The sequence below is a fragment of the Nocardioides sp. 503 genome, assembly GCF_004522095.1.
Lineage (GTDB): Bacteria > Actinomycetota > Actinomycetes > Propionibacteriales > Nocardioidaceae > Nocardioides.
The window spans coordinates 81,054-99,880 of record NZ_SPUI01000001.1 but is presented as its reverse complement, the minus strand read 5'-3'; the positions used below and the strand labels follow the sequence as shown (position 1 = coordinate 99,880).

Genomic DNA, 18,827 nt, shown 5'->3' with positions numbered 1-18,827 from the left:
TCAGGAGACCAGACCGAGCTCGGGGGGATCCGGCATCGTCGGCAACGCCACCACCGGCGCCGCGGGTGCGGTGGCGTGCTGGTCGGCCGAGCCGGCCAGCGGTGCCCGCCAGGCCGAGCGCAGGTCCGCCACGCGGATGCTGCGGGTGCCGGTGATCCGGCGCTGCCACCAGGGCGCCGACACCGCTCCGAGCGTGGCCAGGAGCCGTCCGTGGGAGACGAGGTCGACCACGGCGCCGCGCGCTGCCAGCGACTCGGCGACGGCCCGAAGCGCGGAGGCGTCGTCGAACGCCGCGAACGCCGTCGGGTCGTCCAGCTCGAGCACCAGCCGGGAGTCGCCCGCGAGCAGCCGGGCCCGGACGGGGCCGGCACCGGGACGGGTGAGGGCGGTCGTCAGGTCCCCGAGCAGCACGCCCCCCGCCACCTCGCGGTCCCGGTCGGCCCGGCGCCGTTCCTGGAGGTCCGGGCACGCGTCGACCTCGGCGGTCCGGGTGCGGATCTTCATGGTGGCCTCCCTGGGCTTCCTCAACAAATTGTTGAGGTTTTCTATCTACATCATGAACACGCTGTCAAGCCCGGGCGGGCCAGCCCTCCCGGACGGGCCGCTCAGGGGCTGTCGCGCTGCACCGCGGCCCGCGGCGGCTGGGGCAGCTGCCGGCCCGCCTCGCCGCCGATCCGACCACCGAACGGGCGGCCGTGGTCGGCGTACTCCTCACGGACGTAGGCGAGCCGGTGGGGACCGAGGTCGAGCCGCGCGCCGGTGCGCAGGATCTGGGAGGCGACCACGGCGCCGTGCACGCGGGTCACCCCGGCCACGGCGTCGACCACCCACTCGTCGCGGTCGTCGTGGCGGATCCGGGCATGGAGGGGCTCGAGCCCGGCGAGCACGACCGAGCAGCCCGGGTCGGAGCCGAGCGTCATCCCGTCGACGAGGCGGAACACGGGCCGCCGGTCGCCGGGCAGCGCGGTCTCGCGGGTGAGCACCAGCCGCGGGTCTCCCCCGCGGGAGGGGTCGTGGGTCGTCGTGGGTCTCCGCGACCGGCGCCGCATCGTGGGCAGGAGCGGCCACAGGGTCCCGGGTGGGGTGAGACCGGCGCCGGGCAGGACCGACGGCGTGCTGCGGCTGCGTGACCGCGCCGAGGTCCAGGCGCCGCGCAGGCCGCCCAGGCGGATGCGGCGGGTCCCGGTGAGCCGGCGCTGCCACCACGGCGCCGCCACGGCGCCGAGGGAGACCAGGCGCTCGCCGCCGCTCTCGACGCTGAGCACGATCCCCTGGGCGGCCAGCACCTCGGCGATGCCGCGCACGGCCGCGGCGTCGGCGGCCCCGGCGAAGACGCCGGGATCGTCGAGCTCGAGGGTCAGCCGGCTCGCGCTGCCGCGCAGCCTGCCGTGCACCGAGGCCTCACCGGGACGGTCGAGCGTGACCTCGAGGTCCGCGTCGACCAGGACGGTCATGGGTCAGGGGCGAGCGACGGCGGCCGCGCCGTGCTCGCTCGTGGTGACCGTGAGGGTGCCGTTGAGCCGCCAGGTCGCTCGCGGGGCCTGGGCGCCGGTGTCCCGCGGGACCTCGACCTCCATGCCCTCGAAGCGGTAGTGGATCGCCGCCTCACGGCCGGTGAGGAAGCTCCACATGCGCTGCCCGAGGTCGGTCCAGTCCACGACCTCGTCGGTGCCGGCGTTCGTCTCCATGATCTTTCTCCGCTCGATGACTTCCTCAACACGGTGTTGAGGTTCTATGCTTCCATCATGAACATGCTGTCAACCCCTGACCTCACCATCGGTGATCTCGCGCAGGAGACCGGGCTCAGCGCCGCCACCCTGCGGATGTGGGAGCAGCGCCACGGCTTCCCGACGCCCGCGCGGCTCGCCAGCGGCCACCGTCGCTACGCCCGCGCCGACGTCGCGACGGTGCGCGACGTCGTACGCCGCCGCGACTCCGGGGTGCGCCTGGACGTCGCCATCGCCCAGGCCACCGCCCGCGCCCTCGCCCAGGCGGAGCCGCCGGCACCGTCGGTCTACGCCGAGCTGCGCCGCCACCACCCCCACCTCGCCTCCAACCGGCTGCGCAAGTCGACCCTGCTCGCGCTGTCGTGGGCGATCGAGGACGAGTTCGCGGCGCGGGCGACGCGCCCTCACCTGTTCGGCAGCTTCCAGGACGAGGCCACCTACCTGCCGGCCGAGGAGCGCTGGGTCGAGCTGGCCCGCGTAGCCGCCTCGGCGTTCGTGATGGCGGAGTTCGACGACGTCGCCCCTCGTCCCGGGCCGGTGCGCGTGCACCTGCAGGAGGACGCTCCCATGCGGCGCGAGTGGACGGTGGTGTGCGACTCCCCCGAGCTGCCCGCCGCCCTCACCGCGTGGGAGCTCCCGGGACAGTCGCAGGTGCGCGACCGCGACCGGCTCTTCGAGGCCGTCTGGACCGTGGAGCCGCTGGCCGTCCGTCACGCGGCCCGGGCCTGCGCCCAGGTGGCCAGCGCGGCCGGCGTCGCCGAGGCGGCCCCGGTGCTCTACGACCTTGCCGAGGACCCCACGGACGCGGTGACCGACCTGGCCTCGGTCACCTCCATGTTCAACCGCGTCGTGACCTACGTCGACCGCTTCGGTCGCTGAGGTGGACGACCACGACGTCGTCGTCGTCGGTGCCGGCCTCGCCGGTCTGCAGTGCGCCCGGATGCTGAGCCGGGCCGGCCTCGACGTCCACGTCGTGGAGTCCTCCGACACCGTCGGCGGCCGGATCCGCACCGACGTGGTGGACGGCTTCCTGGTCGACCGCGGCTTCCAGCTGCTCAACCCCGCCTACCCCGCCGTACGGCGCACGGTCGACGTCGGCGCGCTGCGGCTGCAGGCCTTCGACGCCGGGGTCGCCGCGCGCCTGGACGACCGGCTCCAGCTGCTCGCCCACCCCTGGCGCGAGCCGCGCCTCGCGGCGACCACCGCGCGGGCCCTCGCCTCCCGCCCTGGCGAGGCCGCCCGGGTCCTGCGCTGGCTCACCCCGCTGGCGACCGGTTCGCTCGGCCCCGGCCGCCTGGCCACCCGCCTCACCGGGTCCACCGACACGAGCCTGCGCGGGTCCCTCGACCGCGCCGGCGTCGACGGGACCCTGCGGGTGGTGCTGGAGCGCTTCCTGACCGGCGTGCTGCTCGAGGACGACCAGTCCACGTCCGCCGCCTACGCGCTGCTGCTGGTGCGCGCGTTCGCCGCCGGCTCCCCCGGCCTGCCGGGCGCGGGGATGCAGGCGTTGCCGGAGCAGCTGGCGGCCGAGCTGGCCGGGCGGATCTCGCTCGGGCAGCCGGTCGAGTCGGTCTCCGGGTCCGTCGGCGCCCACGTCGTGTCCGTGGCCGGCCGCACCGTGCGGGCGCGACGGGTCGTGCTGGCCGCCGCGGCGCCCGAGGCCGGGGCGCTGACCGGCGAGCCGACGGCGGCCACCAAGGGTGTCGTCACGCAGTGGTTCGCGGCCGACGAGCCGCCCACCCCCGTGCGCCTGCTGCACGTCGACGCCCGGCCCACACCGTCCGGCCCGGTCGTCAACACCGCGGTCGTCTCGGCGGTCGCCCCCTCCTACGCCCCGGCGGGCCGGCACCTCGTGCAGGCCTCCGCGCTCCTCCCGCGCGACCGTCCGGCCCCCACCGAGCACGAGCTGCGGCTGCACGCGGGCGAGCTGCTCGGGGCCGCCACCTCCGGCTGGCGATCGCTCGCGCGCTACGAGGTGCGCGACGCGCTGCCCGTGCAGCCCGCTCCGTTCACCGAGCGCCGCCCCGTCGTCGTGGACGGTGGCCTGGTGATGTGCGGCGACCACCGCGACACCGCCTCGATCCAGGGCGCGCTCGTCAGCGGGGCGCGCGCTGCCAGAGCCGTGCTGGCCGGCCTCTAGGCCTGCGTCGCGACGCGGTCCTCGAGCAGCGAGCCGTCGATGTCGCCGGTAGAGCCGCGGCGCACGGCGTTGCGGCCGAGCACGAACACGTAGGCGAAGAAGGTCAGCTCGGCCAGCACGCCGATGCCGACGCGGGCCGCGGTCGGCAGCCCCGACGGCGTCACGAACGCCTCGATCACGCCACTGATCGCGAGCACCGCGACCAGGCCCAGCGCGACGGTCGCCGCGGTGCGGCCCTCGCGGGCGATGGACTGGGTGCGCGTCAGGCTCCCGGGCTCGATCCAGGACCAGAAGAGCCGCAGCCCCACGCCCCCTGCGACGAAGACCGCCGTCAGCTCGAGCAGGCCGTGCGGGAGGATCAGTCCCCAGAAGAGCTCGCCGCGGTCGTGACGGGTCATCACCGACCCGATGATGGCCAGGTTGAGGATGTTGTCGAACAGCAGCGTCACCACGGGGAAGCCCAGGATCCCCAGGGCGACGCACTGCGCGGCCACCCACGCGTTGTTGATCCAGACCTGCGCCGCGAAGTGGCTGGCGGCGTACTCGCTGTAGTAGCCCTCGAAGTCCTCGTTGACGAGCCGGTCGACCTCGGAGGGCGTCAGCAGCGACTGCTCCACCTGGGGATGGTCGAGCAGCCACCACATCATCACGGCGGTCACGACGACGTTGGCGGCGAAGCAGCCGAGCCACCACCACCGCAGCCGGTACAGCGCCGCCGGGAAGCGCTCCAGGAAGAAGGTCCGCAGCCCTCGCCACGACCCGACGCGGGTGCCGACGGCCTTGTTGCGCGCGTGGGACAGCAGCGAGGAGAGGTGGGCGACCAGCGAGGCGTCCGGGGCGGAGGTGCGGACGACGGACAGGTGGGTGGCGACCTGCTGGTAGCGCTCCACCAGCTCGTCGCTCTGCGCGCCGGTGAGCCGGCGCGTGCGGACGAGCTCCTCGAGGCGCTGCCACTCGTGGGCGTGCGCGAGCACGTAGGCGTCGAGGTCCACGCGCACACTCTAGGTGGCGGGCGGGTCGGGACACCTACACTGAGCCGCGATGGCCCAGGAGTTCGCGACCCTCACCTCCGACGACCTCGTCACCGGCGAGGCGGTCGCGCTCGACCTGCCCCCGGCCAGCCTCGGGGCCCGCATCGCCTCGGGGCTGATCGACCTGCTCGTCACCGTCCTGACCCTGTTCGCGGTGTTCATGCTCTTCCTCGTGGCCGCCATCAGCACCGACGGCGCCCTGCTGCACGTCGCCATCGTCGGGGCGTTCATCACGGTCTTCCTGGTCATCCCGGTGACGCTGGAGACGCTGACGCGGGGCCGTTCCCTGGGCAAGCTCGCCCTCGGCCTGCGCACGGTCCGCGACGACGCCGGGCCGATCTCCTTCCAGCACGCGTTCGTCCGCACCCTGGTGGGCTTCGTGGAGATCTACACGTTCGGCGGGGTGCCGGCCTTCTTCTCCGCCCTGGTGAGCTCGCGCGGCAAGCGCCTCGGCGACTTCGCGGCCGGCACCTACGTGGTGCGCGACCGCGTGCCCCTGCGCCTGACCGTGCCGTCGCAGATGCCCTACCACCTGGCTGCGTGGGCCCGCACCGCCGACATCACCACCCTGCCCACGGGCCTGGCGCTGGCGGTGCGGCAGTTCCTGGGCCGCTTCCACACCCTCGACCCGCAGTCGCGCAGGTCGGTCGCCGTCCAGCTGGCCACGGAGGTCCACCGCTACGTCGCCCCGCCGCCGCCGGCGGGCACGCTGCCGGAGGACTTCCTCGCAGCCGTGGTCGCCTCACGGCGCGAGCGCGACCAGGCGCGGCTGCACCGCGAGGCCCAGCTCCGGCACCGGCTGACGTCGCGCCGCTGACCGCGGAGCCGGCTCTGCGCTCTCAGTGCAGGGGACGCCGGTAGGCCAGGTCCACGATGTCGCGGCCCACCGCGAGACCCTTGCGCTCGAACTTGGTGACCGGCCGCTCGTCCCAGCGCGGCACCTCGCCACCCTCCAGGCCCGGCTCGGCGTCGAGGACGCGCCGCATCTGCTCGGCGTACGCCGCCCAGTCGGTCGCCAGGCGCCAGGTGCCGCCCGGCTCCAGCCTCGAGGCCACCAGCCGCGCGAACTCCGGGCTGACCAGCCGGCGCTTGTGGTGCTTGGTCTTGGGCCACGGGTCGGGGAAGAACGTCCACAGCTCCCGGATCGAGGACTCGGCCACGAGGTGCTCGACCGACCACGCGGCGTCCACGGAGCAGAACCGCACGTTGTCGGCGCCGGCCGCCGCCACCTCGGCGAGCCCGGCGGCCACCCCGGGCAGCCACACCTCGAAGGCCACCACGTTGCAGTCGGGGCGCGCCGCGGCCAGGACCCCGGTCGCCTCGCCGACCCCGGGGCCGATCTCGACCACCAGCGGCGCCTCGCGCCCGAAGACCTCCGCCCAGCTGAAGCCCGGCTCGTCGACGGCCTCGTCGGGGATCACCCAGTCCTCGTGGTGGGCGTCCCACGCCTCCTGCTGGCTGGGGGTGAACCGGCTCCCCCGCCGCGCGTAGCTGAGGACCTGCTGCACCCGCCGACCGTCCTCCAACCGCCTCGTGTGCGGCCGCGCCGTCGCCTGCTCGTTCATGCTCCCCATTCTCCCGAACCCGCTCCCGTCCTCCCACTCCGCGCTGACGCGACATGCAGATCGGCCCCGGACCTGGGGTCCGGGGCCGATCTGGGAGTGCTAGCCGGTCAGTGACCGGCGGGGATCACTTGGTGATCTTGGTGACGCGGCCGGCACCGACGGTGCGGCCACCCTCGCGGATGGCGAAGCGCAGGCCCTCGTCCATGGCGATCGGCTGGATCAGCTCGACGGCCATCTCGGTGTTGTCGCCGGGCATGACCATCTCGGTGCCCTCGGGCAGCGTGACGACGCCGGTGACGTCCGTGGTGCGGAAGTAGAACTGCGGACGGTAGTTGTTGAAGAACGGCGTGTGACGGCCGCCCTCCTCCTTCGAGAGGATGTAGACCGAGGCCTCGAAGTTGGTGTGCGGGGTCGTGGTGCCCGGCTTGATGACGACCATGCCGCGCTCGACGTCCTCGCGCTTGGTGCCACGAAGCAGCAGACCGACGTTCTCACCGGCCTGGCCCTCGTCGAGCAGCTTGCGGAACATCTCGACACCGGTGACGGTCGACTTGATGGCGCCCTCGCGGATGCCGACGATCTCGACCTCCTCGTTGACCTTGACGATGCCGCGCTCGATCCGGCCGGTGATGACCGTGCCGCGACCCGTGATCGTGAAGACGTCCTCGACGGGCATGAGGAACGGCTTGTCCGTCTCACGCTCGGGGGTCGGGATGGCCTCGTCGACCGCGTTCATCAGCTCGAGGATCGACTCGCCCCACTTCGCGTCGCCCTGGAGCGCCGGGAAGGCAGCGACGCGCACGACGGGGATCTCGTCGCCGTCGAACTCGTACTCGGAGAGGAGCTCGCGCACCTCCATCTCGACGAGCTCGATGAGCTCCTCGTCGTCGACCATGTCGCACTTGTTGAGCGCCACGACCAGGGCCGGCACGCCGACCTGGCGAGCGAGCAGCACGTGCTCACGCGTCTGGGGCATGGGGCCGTCGGTGGCGGCAACCACCAGGATCGCGCCGTCCATCTGGGCCGCGCCGGTGATCATGTTCTTGATGTAGTCGGCGTGACCCGGGCAGTCGACGTGCGCGTAGTGGCGCGCCTCGGTCTGGTACTCGACGTGCGCGATCGAGATCGTGATGCCGCGCTGCCGCTCCTCGGGAGCCTTGTCGATCTCGTCGAACGCCGAGGCGGCGTTGAGATCCGGGTACTTGTCGTGCAGCACCTTCGTGATTGCTGCGGTCAGCGTCGTCTTGCCATGGTCGATGTGACCGATGGTGCCGATGTTGACGTGCGGCTTGGTCCGCTCGAACTTCGCCTTAGCCACTGTGGGCTCCTCCTGGTGTGGTTGTTACTTGACTCGTACTTGACGTGTGGTGCGTGGTGCGTGGCGGTACTCCCGAGGGACTACTCCCCACGCACCTTCTTGATGATCTCGTCGGCGATGTTCGTGGGAACCTCGGCGTACGAGTCGAACTCCATCGAGTACGACGCCTGGCCGGAGGTCTTGGACCTCAGGTCGCCAACGTACCCGAACATCTCGGACAGCGGCACGAGGGAGTTGACGACGATGTCGCCGTGCCTCTCCTCCTGCGCGCGGATCTGGCCGCGACGGCTGTTGATGTCGCCGATGACGGTGCCGAGGAACGACTCGGGAGTCGTCACCTCCACCGCGAACATCGGCTCCAGCAGCACCGGCTTGGCCATGCGTGCGGCCTCCTTGAAGGCCTGGTTGCCGGCGATCTTGAAGGCCAGCTCGGACGAGTCGACGTCGTGGTAGGCGCCGTCCTCGAGAGAGAACTTCACATCGACCATCGGGTAGCCGGCGAGGACGCCGAACTCGAGGGCCTCCTGGCCACCCTGGTCCACCGAGGGGATGTACTCCTTCGGCACGCGACCACCGGAGACGTTGTTGACGAAGGTGTAGCCCGCGCCGGTGCCCGTCTCGGGGTCGATGTTGGGACCGAGCGAGACGACGACCTTGGCGAACTGGCCGGAGCCACCCGTCTGCTTCTTGTGGGTATAGGAGTGCTTGGTGACCTCCTTGCGGAGGGTCTCCCGGTAGGCGACCTGCGGCTTGCCGACGGTGGCCTCGACGCGGAACTCGCGCTTCATCCGGTCGACCAGGATCTCCAGGTGGAGCTCGCCCATGCCGGCGATGATCGTCTGACCGGTCTCCTCGTCCGCCTTGACGGTGAACGTGGGGTCCTCGTCGGAGAGCCGCTGGATGGCGGTACCGAGCTTCTCCTGGTCGCTCTTGGTCTTGGGCTCGATCGCGACCTCGATCACCGGGGCCGGGAACGTCATCGACTCGAGGATGACCTGGTGCTGCGGGTCGGACAGCGTGTGACCGGTCTTGGTGTCCTTGAGACCCATGACGGCCACGATCTGACCGGCGCCGACCGACGCGATCTCCTCACGCTTGTTGGCGTGCATCTGGTAGACCTTGCCGATCCGCTCCTTGCGGCCGTTGACCGAGTTGACCACGGTCGCGCCGGCGGTGAGCTTGCCGGAGTAGACGCGCACGTAGATCAGCTTGCCGAGGTGCGGGTCGGTCGCGATCTTGTAGGCGAGGCCGGAGAACGGCTCGTCGTCGGACGGCAGGCGCTTGACCTCGACGGTCTCGTCCTTGACCGAGTGGCCGATGATCGCGTCGATGTCGAGCGGCGAGGGCAGGAACTTCACGACCGCGTCGAGCAGGGGCTGGACGCCCTTGTTCTTGAAGGCGGTGCCGCACAGGACCGGGTTGAGCTTGTCGGCCAGCGTGGCGCGACGGATCGCGGCCTCGATCTCCTCGACGGTGAACTCGCCCTCGTCGAGGAACTTCTCCATGATCTCGTCGTCGGCGTCCGAGAGGGTCTCGAGCAGCTTCTCGCGGTACTCCGCGGCCTGCTCGGCCAGCTCGGCCGGGATCTCCTCGACGACGTAGTCCTCGCCGATGGTGGTCTCGCCGCGCCACACGAGCGCGCGCATGCCGACCAGGTCGACGACGCCGATGAAGTCGCCCTCGGCGCCGATCGGGAGCTGCAGGACCAGCGGGGTGCTGTTGAGGCGCTCCACCATCATGTCGACGCAGCGGAAGAAGTCGGCACCCGTGCGGTCCAGTTTGTTGACGAAGCACATGCGGGGCACGGAGTACTTGTTGGCCTGGCGCCACACCGTCATGGTCTGGGGCTCGACGCCGGCGACACCGTCGAACACCGCGACGGCGCCGTCGAGGACGCGCAGCGAGCGCTCGACCTCGGCGGTGAAGTCCACGTGACCGGGGGTGTCGATGATGTTGATCTGGTGGTCCTTCCACCAGCAGGTCGTCGCGGCGGACGTGATCGTGATGCCGCGCTCCTGCTCCTGCTCCATCCAGTCCATCGTGGCCGCGCCCTCGTGGACCTCACCGATCTTGTAGGTGATGCCGGTGTAGAAGAGGATGCGCTCGGTGGTGGTGGTCTTGCCGGCATCGATGTGGGCCATGATGCCGATGTTGCGGACCTTGTTGAGGTCGGTGGTGATGTCGACAGCCACTGAAAGTCTCAGTCCCTCGGAAGTTGGTGTGGAGCCGGTGGCGTGAGGGGTACGGCGTACCCCTCACGCATAGGTCACCAGCGGTAGTGGGCGAAGGCCTTGTTGGACTCGGCCATCTTGTGGGTGTCCTCGCGCTTCTTCACTGCGGCACCGAGGCCGTTGGAGGCGTCGAGGATCTCGTTCATGAGGCGCTCGGACATCGTCTTCTCGCGACGGTCGGCGGCGTAGCCGACCAGCCAGCGCAGCGCGAGCGTGGTGCCGCGCGTGCCCTTGACCTCGATCGGGACCTGGTAGGTCGCGCCGCCGACGCGGCGGGACTTGACCTCGATGGAGGGCTTGACGTTGTCCATCGCGCGCTTGAGCGTGACGACGGGGTCGGTGCCGTTCTTCTCGCGGCAGCCCTCGAGGGCGCCGTAGACGATGCGCTGGGCGACCTGCTTCTTGCCGTCCTGCAGGACCTTGGAGACCAGCTGGGAGACCAGCTGCGAGCCGTAGACCGGGTCGATGTCGATCGGCCGCTTCGGGGCCGGACCCTTGCGGGGCATTAGCTCTTCTCCTTCTTCGCGCCGTAGAGGCTGCGGGCCTGCTTGCGGTTCTTGACACCCTGGGTGTCGAGCGTGCCGCGGATGATCTTGTAGCGGACGCCGGGAAGGTCCTTCACCCGGCCGCCACGGACGAGCACGATGGAGTGCTCCTGGAGGTTGTGGCCGACCCCCGGGATGTAGGCCGTGACCTCGACGCCGCTCGACAGGCGCACGCGGGCGACCTTGCGGAGGGCGGAGTTCGGCTTCTTCGGGGTGGTCGTGTAGACGCGGGTGCAGACACCGCGGCGCTGGGGCGAGCCCTTCAGGGCAGGCGTCTTGTTCTTCGACACCTTGTCCTGTCGGCCCTTGCGGACCAGCTGGTTGATCGTGGGCACCTTGGTGGTTCCCTTTCATGTAGCTCTCAGTGCTCGGCACCTTGCCGGGCACGGCGTGTGGCAGTGGTTCTGTGTGCCTGTGGTGAGTGCGCCCGGATTTGGGCACGCGCAACGGTCTGGTCGTGCCAGACACAAGTCCCGAGATTACTCGGCCCCCCGAAACCGGTCAAAACGCCGTGAGCGCGTCCCGGCCCCGGGCTCAGGCGTGGACCAGGTCGCGGGCCGGTCGACCCTCGGTGGCCGACTTCGCGCGGAGGTAGAGGGCGCTGGCCAGGAGCACCCCGGCCACCGTCATGGCCCCTCCCCCGATGAGCGTCCAGCGGGCGCCGAACACCTCGCCGACCCAGCCCAGGAGAGGCGCTCCGAGCGGGGTGCCGCCGATGAAGATCATCATGTAGAGGGCCATCACCCGCCCGCGCATGCCCTCGTCGGTGGTGAGCTGCATGAAGGCGTTGGCGCTGGTGATCATGGTCAGCGCGGTGAAGCCGAGCACCGGGCAGAGCAGGGCGAAGGTGAGGTACGACGGCGCGAGACCGGCCACGATCTCCACCAGTCCGAAGACGACGGCCGCGCCGACCACCAGGCGGTGGCGCACCCGCTCGCGGCTGGCGGCCAGCAGCGACCCGGCGAGCGAGCCGACCGCGAGGAAGGTGCCGAGCATCCCGAACTCGGCCGAGCCCTTGTCGAAGACCTGGGTCGCCATGAGCGCCGAGGTCATCTGGAAGTTCAGGCCGAACGTGCCGGCGAAGAACACGATGCCGAGGATCAGCATGAGGTCGGGGCGCTGGCGGACGTAGGAGACGCCGGCGCGGATCTGGCCCGGCTGGCGGCGTACGAGGGCGGCGACGTGGAGGCGGTCGACGTCGAGCCGCGCCAGGGCCGTGACCGGGGCGATGTAGGTGAGCGCGTTGATCAGGATGACCCAGCCGGTGGCGACGACGCCGGACCCGAGCAGGGCGATCGAGACGCCCGCGAGCGCGGGGCCGAGCAGCCGGGCGGAGTTGAAGCCGGCGGAGTTGAGGCCCACGGCGTTGGTGAGGTCCTCGGCGTCGACGATCTCCGACACGAACGACTGGCGTGCCGGGGCGTCGAACGCCGAGGCGACGCCGAGCACGAGCGCAAGGACGTAGACGTGCCAGATCTGGACCGTGCCGGTGACGGCGAGCAGGCCCAGCAGCACGGCGGGCACGGCCATGCCGATGTTGGTCATCTGGAGCAGCCGACGCTTGGGGATGCGGTCGGCGACCAGGCCGGCGACCGGCGAGAGCAGGAGGAAGGGGAGGAACTGCAGCCCCGTGGTGATGCCGATGGCGGCCGCGCTGTTGGCGGTCAGCAGCAGCACCAGCCAGTCCTGGGCGACGCGCTGCATCCAGGTGCCGACGTTGGACACCAGGTTGCCGGCGGCGTACAGCCGGTAGTTGGGGTTGCGGAGGGAGCGGAAGGTGGGACTCACCCAGACGCCAGCCTTTCGAGGATCGGGGCCGCGCTGCGGAGCACGGCGCGTTCGTCGGGGGTGAGGTCGCGAAGACGGGTCGCCAGCCACTCGTCGCGACGGGCGCGGTCGGCCAGGAGGGTGGTGCGACCACGGTCGGTCAGCGCCACCAGCACCTGGCGGCGGTCGGTGTCGTGGGCACGGCGGCTGGCGAAGCCGCCGTCCACCAGGCAGTTGACGGTGCGGGTCATGCTGGGCGGCTGGACCATCTCGGCCCGCGCCAGCTCCCCGACCGTCAGCTCCCCGCCGTTGCGGTGGAGCGCGCCGAGGACCGCCATCGCGTTCATGCTCAGCTCGTTGTCCGGGTGGCGCTCGGTGGCCAGGCGCCGGCGCAGGCGCATGACCGAGAGCCGGAGCTCGGAGGCGAGTCCCGCGTCGGTGCGGGCGACCTTCTCAACGGTGGGCATGTCGTTAGCATAAGTCATTACCTGTGCTAACTATTCCGCTGTTGCGGTCACCCCCGGCCCGGACCGGGCCGGACCTGCAGAGCCCGGGGTCAGCTGAGCCAGTCGGTGAGGGGGTTGATGGCGAAGTAGACGACGAAGAGGGCGCCGACGACGTACATCAGGGGGTGCACCTCGCGGTGCTTGCCGAGCACGAGCTTGATCAGGACGAAGGAGACGAAGCCGGCGCCGATGCCCACCGAGATCGAGTAGGTGAAGGGCATGAGCACGATCGTGAGGAAGGCCGGGATCGCGATCTCGAGGTCGTCCCAGGAGATGCCGACCACCTGCTGCATCATCAGGAAGCCGACGAGCACCAGCGCGGGGACCGCCGCCTCCGAGGGGATGATCGCGACCAGCGGGGCGAAGAAGATCGTCAGCAGGAAGAGGACGCCGGTGACGACCGAGGCGAGACCCGTCCGGGCGCCCTCGCCGACGCCGGAGGCCGACTCGATGTAGGAGGTGTTGGAGGAGACCCCGGCCGCGCCACCGGCCACGGCGGCCAGCGAGTCGACGACGAGGATGCGCTGGGCGTGCGGCGGGGTGCCCTCCTCGTCGAGCAGCCCGGCCTCGGCGCCGATCGCGGTCATCGTGCCCATGGTGTCGAAGAAGTCGGCGAGCATCAGCGTGAAGATCAGCAGCAGCGCCGAGACGACGCCCACGGACTCGAACGAGCCGAACAGCGAGAACTCTCCGAGCGTGGCCAGGTCCGGGAGGTCGAAGACGTCGCCCGGCCAGGCCGGGACCGTGAGCGCCCAGCCGGTGGGGCTGTCGGCCCCCGGCCCGAGGTCGCCGACGGTCTCGACGATGATCGCGAGCACGGTGGTCACCACGATCGAGATCAGGATCGCGCCCTTGACCCGGCGCACCCAGAGCGCGATGAGGAGCAGCAGGCCCAGGGCGAACACCAGCACCGGCCAACCGGCGAGCTGGCCGGTCTGGCCCAGCTGCACGGGCACGGTCGTCTGGGCGGCGTCCGGGATCCGGCGTACGAAGCCGGCGTCGACGAAGCCGATGAGCGCGATGAAGAGACCGATGCCCACGGAGATCGCGACCTTGAGCTGGCCCGGCACCGCGTGGAAGACCGCCTTGCGGAAGCCGGTCAGCACCAGGACCAGGATCAGCACCCCCTCGAGCACGACCAGCCCCATGGCGTCGGCCCACGTCATGCGCGACGCGACGGCGACGGCGAGGAAGGCGTTGAGGCCCAGACCCGTCGCGATCGCGAGCGGGAAGTTGGCGACCGCGCCCATCAGGATCGTCAGCACGCCCGCCACCAGGGCGGTGCCGGCGGCGATCACGGGCAGGTTCGGTGCGTCGCCTCCGCCCAGGAAGCTGCCGTCCACGTCCGGGGCGAAGCCGAGGATCAGCGGGTTGAGCACGACGATGTAGGCCATCGTGAAGAACGTGACGACGCCGCCACGCACCTCCCGGCCCACCGTGGAGCCGCGCTCGCTGATCTTGAAGTAGCCGTCGATGCCGCTGCGGGGCGAGTGCGTGGAGGTCGTCACAGCGGGTGAGCATTCCAGAGGTCCGGCCTCCCTGGGAACCGGGTGGACTACCGTGGACCTGTGGAGCTGCGCGACGACCAACCGATGGCGCACGAGTTCAGGAACCGCACCTACCTCCTGGCCGACGTGGAGCCGCTGGACGTCGACGGCGTGCGCACCGTCCAGGTCGGCACGGCGGTCTTCTTCCTGGGGTTCCTGGGCCTGCTCCCCTTCTACGGGCGCCTGGTCGAGGACGACCGCACGTGGTGGCTGTGGATGTGCCTGTGCGGCGTGGCCCTGGGCCTCTTCGGCCTGGAGTACTGCCGACGGCGTCGCGCGTTCCGCAGCGAGCGCGAGGACTCCCACCTGTCGGCCCCCGACGCCGGCGCCACGCCGTCCTCCTGAGGCGGGTGACCCCGGCGGCTCGGGGTTTTGAGTCCCCCTCGGCGGGTAACCGGAGGGCATGACCTCGAAGCTGCACTACACCGTCCCCGGCATGAGCCAGCCCGACGCCGAGCGCGTCGTCGAGCTGCTCCAGAGCCGTCTCCACGCCTGCAACGACCTGCACCTGACGCTGAAGCACGTGCACTGGAACGTCGTGGGCCCACACTTCATCGCCGTCCACGAGATGATCGACCCCCAGGTCGAGGCCGTCCGCGGCTTCGCCGACGACCTGGCCGAGCGCATCGCCACCCTCGGCGGCTCGCCGGTCGGCACGCCCGGCGCGCTGGTCGAGGCCCGCGAGTGGGACGAGTACTCCATCGGTCGCGCCACCACGCAGGAGCACCTCGGCGCCCTCGACCTCGTCTACCAGGGCGTGATCAGCAGCTACCGCGGCTCGTTCGAGGAGCTCGACGAGCTCGACCCGGTCACCCAGGACATGTTCATCGCCCAGACCGAGCAGCTCGAGCTGTTCCACTGGTTCGTGCGTGCGCACCTGGAGGACAAGGCCGGCAACCTGTCGACCGCGGGTGCCGGCTCCGAGCAGGAGGCTGCGGAGGCCGCCAGCGAGTAGCCCGCACCACCCGCACGCACGAAGGGGCCCGACCGGATCATCCGGTCGGGCCCCTTCGCCGTGTCAGATCAGCTCGTAGCCGTCGCTGGTGAGCGTGTCGAAGACGTGCTCGGGCATCGGCTCGGGCTCGTGCTTCTTGGCCAGGCGCACCTCGGAGTGCGCGCCGCAGCCGTGGTCGAACGAGACCACGCGGCCGTCGTCGTTGGCGTCGCCGTTGGCGCAGACGCCGAACGTCTCCGACAGCGGGCCGGCGAGTCGCACGAGGAAGCCGCAGCTGTGGCAGTGGTCGGGGGCGGCCTGGGCGATCGGCGAGGTAGGGCCGCCGTCGCCGTCGTACCACCGCTCGGCCGCGAGGTCGCGACCCTCGGGCGACAGCGTGCGCGCTCGGCCCAGGCCGAGGTCCTTGGCGACCGTGCGGATCTGGGCCTTCTCGTCGGCGTCGAGCGGGTCGTCGCCGAAGGAGTACGTCGGCACCAGGCGCGGGTCCTCGTCGGAGACCGGCAGCAGGTCGCCCGGGGACAGGTCGCCGGGCTGCAGCCGCTCGCGGTAGGGCACCCACTGCGGGGCGACGATCGCCTCGTCGCCGGGGATCAGCACGATCTCGTCGATGGTGACGTTCTTCTGGCGCGACGCGCGGGCCACGGTGACCGACCAGCGCCACCCGACGTAGCCCTTGCGGTTGCAGGCGAAGAGGTGGGTGACCACGCGCTCGCCCTCGGCCTGCGAGCCGAGGTGCTCGCCGACGTCGGCGGCCGGCACCTCCTCGAGCAGGGCGGAGCGGGCCTCGTCGACCGCAGCCGCGGTCACGGGGTCGGGTTTGCTGCGCACGATGATCGCCACGGACGAAAGCATGACTCATGACCGCACCGGCTGTCAGGTCGGGCCGGGGTGTCCCGCCCCGGACGCGCGCCGAGCGGGCAGGATGGGCGCATGACCACCCCGCCCCCGGAGCCGCCCCCGACGCCGGCCCCCGGCTCCCGGGCCCGGTCGGTGGGCCGGGGCCTCGGCGCCGGCGCCCGGGTCACGGGCCGCGGGGTGCGCGGCGCCGCCCGGGTCACCGGCCGCGCCGGCTCCTTCACGGTGCGCCAGGCGCGCCGCGCCGCCGACGCGCAAGGGGCGGACAAGTCCGGCCTCTCCCGCCTGATCGAGCTCCACGCGTGCAACGCCGCCGCCGACGCCGCCGTCGTGATCTCGCTGGCCGGCACGCTGTTCTTCGCCGGCGCGACCAGCGACGCCCGCGGTCAGGTGGCGCTCTTCCTCGGCCTGACGATGCTGCCGTTCGCGATCGTGGCGCCGCTGATCGGGCCGTTCCTCGACCGGTTCAGCCACGGTCGGCGCTGGGCGATGGGCGGGACCTTCGCGCTGCGCGGCTTCCTGTGCTGGGTGCTGGCCGACGCGGTCGCCAACGACTCGATCTGGCTCTTCCCGGCCACCCTCGGCGTGCTCGTCTCGTCCAAGGCGTACGGCGTGACGCGCGCCGCCGCGGTCCCCCGCCTGCTGCCCGACGACCTCACGCTGGTCAAGGCCAACGGCCGGGTCTCCCTGGCCGGCGTGGTCGGGGCCGGCGTGGCGGCGCCGTTCGCCGGGCTCGCCGCGACGGTCGGCGCGGAGTGGTCGCTGCGCTTCGCGTTCCTGGTCTTCGTGCTCGGCACGATCGCCGCGATCCGGTTGCCGGCCGCCGTCGACTCCAGCGCCGGCGAGCAGTCGATGACGCTGCGCCGCACCGACAGCGAGGGCCGGCGCGGCACCCGGATCCCCTCGGCGGTGTCGTTCGCGCTGCGGGCCAACTGCGGTCCGCGCTGGCTGTCGGGCTTCCTGACGATGTTCATGGCGTTCCTGTTCCGCGACAACCCGATCGGCGACTACGCGCCGGAGCTGCTGCTCGGGATCGTGGTCGGCGGCGCCGGGCTGGGCAACACCCTCGGAATCCTCTGCGCGTCGCTGCTGAAGAAGATCAACCCCGCGGTCACGGTCGTCGCGGCCCTGCTGGCCGACGCGATCGTGATCGCCCTGGCGGGCGTCTTCTACGGGATCCTGATGCTCGCGCTCATCGGGCTCACCGCCGGCCTCGCGCAGTCGCTGGCCAAGGTGTCGCTCGACGCGACGATCCAGTCCGGCGTGCGCGCGCAGGTGCAGGCCAGCGCGTTCGCGCGGAGTGACACGACCCTCCAGCTGGCCTGGGTGGTCGGCGGCTTCGTGGGCATCGCGATGCCGCTCCAGCCACGCCTGGGGCTGGGGGTCGCGGCGGTCGTGCTCGCCGCCTGGGCCTTCTTCGTGCTGGCCAGCCGCCCCCGGAGCGGTCAGCCCGAACCGGCACCCGCACCCGCCTGAGACGGCGGGCCGGCCGCCCTCAGAGCTCGAGCTCGTCGGCCAGCGCGCGCAGCAGCTTGGCGGTGGGCTTGGCCGTGCGGGCGTCGGGGTGGCGGCCGTGACGGTAGCCCTCGCCGACGTCGTCGAGCAGCCGGATCAGGTCCTCGACGATCGTCACCATGTCCTCGGGCGGGCGGCGCTTGGCGTGCTGCTGGTTGCGCGAGACCGAGGCGGGCGCCTCGAGCACCCGTACCTGCAGCGCCTGCTCACCGCGGCGGCCCTGGGCGATGCCGAACTCCACGCGGGTCCCGGGCTTGAGGTTGGTGGTGCCCTCGGGCAGCGCGTCGGAGTGGACGTAGACGTCCGGACCGTCCTCCTGGGACAGGAAGCCGAACCCCTTGCCGGCGTCGTACCACTTCACCTTGCCACTGGGCACGGTCCTACCTCTCGTGAGCACCCCCGGCCGATCCGAGCGCGACGTCGAAGACTAAGCCATGTGGGAGTCGAGCCACGACGGGAAATCCCGCAGGTCGTCGAGCACCACGTCGGTGCCCGCCGCCAGCAGCTCCTCGCGGGTGCAGCCACCCGTCACCACCGAGACGCTCAGCACCCCGGCCGCCAGGGCGCCCTCCACGTCGTGGACGTGGTCGCCGACGTAGACCGACGCGCCCTCGCGGCGCAGCGCCTCGGCCTTGCCCACGCCCCACACCCAGCCCTCGAGCACGTCGACGTCCAGGCCGAGGTGGTCCAGGTGGAGCTGGGCGTTGCGGGTGAACTTGCCGGTCACCACGACGGTGCGGCCACCGTGGCGGCGCACGGCGGCCAGCGCCTCGTGGGCGCCGGGGAGCACCGGCACCGAGTCGATCGCGTGCGCGGGGTAGAGCTCGCGGAAGCGGTCCCCCGCGGGGCCGATCGCCTCCTGGTCGAGGTGGCCCGACAGCAGCGTCTCCAGCGGCGGGCCGAGGCGCTGGGTCATCTCGGCGACGGGGAAGTCGACCCCGAGCTCCTCGCCCAGCGCGCCCAGGACCGCACCGAAGCCGGGCACGGTGTCGATGAGCGTCATGTCGAGGTCGAAGCCGACCACGAGCGGCGAGGAGGTCACGCGCCCACGGTAGTGGCGCCATCAAGGTGTCACTGCTGGGGTTCCTGCGACAGGATGGGTCTCTTGTCCAGGTCCGACCAGGG

At 71.6% G+C, this 18,827-nt stretch carries 21 protein-coding genes; 6 read left to right on the top strand and 15 right to left on the bottom strand.

Annotated features, from left to right (window positions below; translation table 11 throughout):
* The 3 genes from E4622_RS00530 to E4622_RS00520 all read right to left on the bottom strand — a co-directional run bounded on the left by E4622_RS00530 (position 1) and on the right by E4622_RS00520 (position 1,688).
* Positions 1-504: a hypothetical protein gene (locus tag E4622_RS00530; RefSeq protein WP_134738144.1), complete on the bottom strand. Its 504-nt coding sequence runs from the start codon at positions 502-504 to the stop codon at positions 1-3.
* 101 nt (positions 505-605) lie between these two features.
* Positions 606-1,454 carry an FHA domain-containing protein gene (locus E4622_RS23005; protein WP_209021734.1) on the bottom strand — a complete coding sequence of 283 codons (849 nt, stop codon included), beginning with the start codon at positions 1,452-1,454 and terminating at the stop codon, positions 606-608.
* 3 nt (positions 1,455-1,457) lie between these two features.
* Positions 1,458-1,688: a hypothetical protein gene (locus E4622_RS00520; RefSeq protein WP_134738143.1), complete on the bottom strand. Its 231-nt coding sequence runs from the start codon at positions 1,686-1,688 to the stop codon at positions 1,458-1,460.
* Positions 1,689-1,745: 57 nt separating this feature from the next.
* Between E4622_RS00520 and E4622_RS00515 the strand changes: the two genes are divergently transcribed.
* Together E4622_RS00515 and E4622_RS00510 are read left to right on the top strand one after the other, a co-directional pair.
* Positions 1,746-2,606, top strand: coding sequence for a DICT sensory domain-containing protein (locus E4622_RS00515; protein WP_134738142.1), 861 nt, complete (start codon positions 1,746-1,748; stop codon positions 2,604-2,606).
* 1 nt (position 2,607) lies between these two features.
* On the top strand, positions 2,608-3,867 hold the full coding sequence (locus E4622_RS00510; protein ID WP_134738141.1) for an FAD-dependent oxidoreductase: 1,260 nt from the start codon (positions 2,608-2,610) through the stop codon (positions 3,865-3,867).
* Here the strand turns inward: E4622_RS00510 and E4622_RS00505 are convergent.
* The gene (locus tag E4622_RS00505; RefSeq protein WP_134738140.1) at positions 3,864-4,859 is read right to left on the bottom strand and encodes a stage II sporulation protein M; all 996 of its coding nucleotides are present in this window, start codon (positions 4,857-4,859) and stop codon (positions 3,864-3,866) included. The two genes, E4622_RS00510 and E4622_RS00505, sit on opposite strands and share 4 nt — an antisense overlap.
* A gap of 49 nt (positions 4,860-4,908) precedes the next feature.
* Here E4622_RS00505 and E4622_RS00500 point away from each other — a divergent pair, with 49 nt between their 5' ends.
* Positions 4,909-5,715, top strand: coding sequence for an RDD family protein (locus E4622_RS00500; protein ID WP_134738139.1), 807 nt, complete (start codon positions 4,909-4,911; stop codon positions 5,713-5,715).
* Positions 5,716-5,737: 22 nt separating this feature from the next.
* On the opposite strand, the gene trmB is transcribed toward E4622_RS00500, so the two are convergent.
* The 8 genes from trmB to E4622_RS00460 form a co-directional block, all read right to left on the bottom strand.
* Positions 5,738-6,463 (bottom strand): tRNA (guanosine(46)-N7)-methyltransferase TrmB, encoded by a 726-nt coding sequence (trmB, locus tag E4622_RS00495; protein ID WP_134738138.1) that lies wholly within the window; start codon positions 6,461-6,463, stop codon positions 5,738-5,740.
* A gap of 124 nt (positions 6,464-6,587) precedes the next feature.
* Complete coding sequence (gene tuf, locus E4622_RS00490) at positions 6,588-7,781, bottom strand: elongation factor Tu (RefSeq protein WP_134738137.1); 1,194 nt, start codon at positions 7,779-7,781, stop codon at positions 6,588-6,590.
* A gap of 80 nt (positions 7,782-7,861) precedes the next feature.
* Complete coding sequence (fusA, locus tag E4622_RS00485) at positions 7,862-9,973, bottom strand: elongation factor G (protein WP_134738136.1); 2,112 nt, start codon at positions 9,971-9,973, stop codon at positions 7,862-7,864.
* A gap of 74 nt (positions 9,974-10,047) precedes the next feature.
* Positions 10,048-10,518 (bottom strand): 30S ribosomal protein S7, encoded by a 471-nt coding sequence (gene rpsG / locus E4622_RS00480; protein WP_134738135.1) that lies wholly within the window; start codon positions 10,516-10,518, stop codon positions 10,048-10,050.
* Positions 10,518-10,892 (bottom strand): 30S ribosomal protein S12, encoded by a 375-nt coding sequence (rpsL, locus tag E4622_RS00475; protein WP_134738134.1) that lies wholly within the window; start codon positions 10,890-10,892, stop codon positions 10,518-10,520. The genes rpsG and rpsL overlap by 1 nt, the downstream gene beginning before the upstream one ends.
* A gap of 199 nt (positions 10,893-11,091) precedes the next feature.
* Positions 11,092-12,345, bottom strand: coding sequence for an MFS transporter (locus tag E4622_RS00470; RefSeq protein WP_134738133.1), 1,254 nt, complete (start codon positions 12,343-12,345; stop codon positions 11,092-11,094).
* The gene (locus E4622_RS00465; protein ID WP_245155825.1) at positions 12,342-12,791 is read right to left on the bottom strand and encodes a MarR family transcriptional regulator; all 450 of its coding nucleotides are present in this window, start codon (positions 12,789-12,791) and stop codon (positions 12,342-12,344) included. Before E4622_RS00465 ends, E4622_RS00470 begins: the two co-directional genes overlap by 4 nt.
* Positions 12,792-12,880: 89 nt before the next feature.
* Positions 12,881-14,338 carry an NCS2 family permease gene (locus E4622_RS00460; RefSeq protein WP_134738131.1) on the bottom strand — a complete coding sequence of 486 codons (1,458 nt, stop codon included), beginning with the start codon at positions 14,336-14,338 and terminating at the stop codon, positions 12,881-12,883.
* 60 nt (positions 14,339-14,398) lie between these two features.
* Between E4622_RS00460 and E4622_RS00455 the strand changes: the two genes are divergently transcribed.
* Together E4622_RS00455 and E4622_RS00450 are read left to right on the top strand one after the other, a co-directional pair.
* Positions 14,399-14,722 (top strand): DUF2530 domain-containing protein, encoded by a 324-nt coding sequence (locus E4622_RS00455; RefSeq protein ID WP_245155824.1) that lies wholly within the window; start codon positions 14,399-14,401, stop codon positions 14,720-14,722.
* A 58-nt stretch (positions 14,723-14,780) separates the two neighbouring features.
* Positions 14,781-15,332: a DNA starvation/stationary phase protection protein gene (locus E4622_RS00450; RefSeq protein WP_134738130.1), complete on the top strand. Its 552-nt coding sequence runs from the start codon at positions 14,781-14,783 to the stop codon at positions 15,330-15,332.
* A gap of 63 nt (positions 15,333-15,395) precedes the next feature.
* On the opposite strand, the gene E4622_RS00445 is transcribed toward E4622_RS00450, so the two are convergent.
* A complete protein-coding gene (locus tag E4622_RS00445) occupies positions 15,396-16,172 on the bottom strand; it encodes a DUF3027 domain-containing protein (RefSeq protein WP_245155823.1) in 777 nt (258 codons plus the stop codon).
* Positions 16,173-16,262: 90 nt separating this feature from the next.
* Here E4622_RS00445 and E4622_RS00440 point away from each other — a divergent pair, with 90 nt between their 5' ends.
* Positions 16,263-17,663 carry an MFS transporter gene (locus E4622_RS00440; protein ID WP_134738128.1) on the top strand — a complete coding sequence of 467 codons (1,401 nt, stop codon included), beginning with the start codon at positions 16,263-16,265 and terminating at the stop codon, positions 17,661-17,663.
* Positions 17,664-17,682: 19 nt separating this feature from the next.
* Here E4622_RS00440 and E4622_RS00435 read toward each other — a convergent pair whose 3' ends face one another.
* Complete coding sequence (locus tag E4622_RS00435; RefSeq protein WP_134738127.1) at positions 17,683-18,078, bottom strand: cold-shock protein; 396 nt, start codon at positions 18,076-18,078, stop codon at positions 17,683-17,685.
* A 51-nt stretch (positions 18,079-18,129) separates the two neighbouring features.
* Positions 18,130-18,744 (bottom strand): HAD family hydrolase, encoded by a 615-nt coding sequence (locus tag E4622_RS00430; protein ID WP_245155822.1) that lies wholly within the window; start codon positions 18,742-18,744, stop codon positions 18,130-18,132.
* Between the last annotated feature and the right edge of the window lie 83 nt (positions 18,745-18,827).

Excerpts from the sequence above, each read along its gene's own strand:
- E4622_RS00450 (WP_134738130.1), top strand. The coding sequence starts at position 14,781 with ATGACCTCGAAGCTGCACTACACCGTCCCCGGCATGAGCCAGCCCGAC.
- E4622_RS00465 (WP_245155825.1), bottom strand. The coding sequence starts at position 12,791 with ATGCCCACCGTTGAGAAGGTCGCCCGCACCGACGCGGGACTCGCCTCC.
- E4622_RS00520 (WP_134738143.1), bottom strand. The coding sequence starts at position 1,688 with ATGGAGACGAACGCCGGCACCGACGAGGTCGTGGACTGGACCGACCTC.
- E4622_RS00500 (WP_134738139.1), top strand. The coding sequence starts at position 4,909 with ATGGCCCAGGAGTTCGCGACCCTCACCTCCGACGACCTCGTCACCGGC.
- E4622_RS23005 (WP_209021734.1), bottom strand. The coding sequence starts at position 1,454 with ATGACCGTCCTGGTCGACGCGGACCTCGAGGTCACGCTCGACCGTCCC.
- trmB (WP_134738138.1), bottom strand. The coding sequence starts at position 6,463 with ATGAACGAGCAGGCGACGGCGCGGCCGCACACGAGGCGGTTGGAGGAC.
- E4622_RS00530 (WP_134738144.1), bottom strand. The coding sequence starts at position 504 with ATGAAGATCCGCACCCGGACCGCCGAGGTCGACGCGTGCCCGGACCTC.
- rpsG (WP_134738135.1), bottom strand. The coding sequence starts at position 10,518 with ATGCCCCGCAAGGGTCCGGCCCCGAAGCGGCCGATCGACATCGACCCG.
- E4622_RS00515 (WP_134738142.1), top strand. The coding sequence starts at position 1,746 with ATGAACATGCTGTCAACCCCTGACCTCACCATCGGTGATCTCGCGCAG.
- E4622_RS00440 (WP_134738128.1), top strand. The coding sequence starts at position 16,263 with ATGACCACCCCGCCCCCGGAGCCGCCCCCGACGCCGGCCCCCGGCTCC.